The organism is Hymenobacter rubidus, assembly GCF_016734815.1.
Taxonomy (GTDB): Bacteria; Bacteroidota; Bacteroidia; order Cytophagales; family Hymenobacteraceae; genus Hymenobacter; species Hymenobacter rubidus.
This window is the reverse complement of record NZ_JAERQF010000087.1, coordinates 1-658: the sequence shown is the minus strand read 5'-3', so window position 1 is coordinate 658 and position 658 is coordinate 1. Positions and strand designations below refer to the sequence as shown.

The following is a 658-nucleotide window of genomic DNA, read 5'->3' as shown; positions in this document are numbered from 1 at the left end:
TGATGGTGACGGTTGCCGTACCAGTTACAGCGGCGCAGCCGCCAGCCGCGGCAATGGTGTTGGTCACGGTGTAGGTGCCCGGCGTCGAGGTCGAAGGCGTGATGGCCCCGGTGGTGGCGTTCAGCGTCAGGCCCGTGGTCGAGGAGAACGTGCCGGCCGTGGCACCCGTCGCCAGCGTGGGAACGGCAGCGGCAGTAGCGCTGGTGCAGTAAGCCGTGGCGCCGTAGCTGAAGCCCGCCGTTTGCGGAGCGGTGATGGTCACCGTGGCCGTGCTGGTCACGGCCGCGCAGCCGCCCGCTGCGGCCACGGTGTTGGTCACGGTGTAGGTGCCCGGCGTCGAGGACGAAGGCGTGATGGCGCCGGTGGCGGCGTTCAGCGTCAGGCCCGTGGCCGAGCTAAAGGTGCCGGCCGTGGCGCCGGTGGCCAGCGTGGGGGCCACGGCGCTGGTGGCGCTGGTGCAATAGGCGGGCGCGCTGCCGTAGCCAAAGCCGGCGGTGGCAGGGGCTGCAATGGTCACCGTCGTCCCGCCGGTAACGGCGGCGCAGCCGCCGGAAGCGGCCACGGTGTTGGTCACGAAGTAGGTGCCGGGCGTCGAGGTCGAGGGCGTGATGGCGCCGGTGGCATCGATGGTCAGGCCCGTGGCCGGGTTCACCGTGAT

General features: G+C 71.6%; 1 pseudogene. It reads right to left on the bottom strand.

Annotated features, from left to right (window positions below):
* Positions 1–658: pseudogene (locus JKL48_RS22910) on the bottom strand (hypothetical protein); the annotation flags it as partial.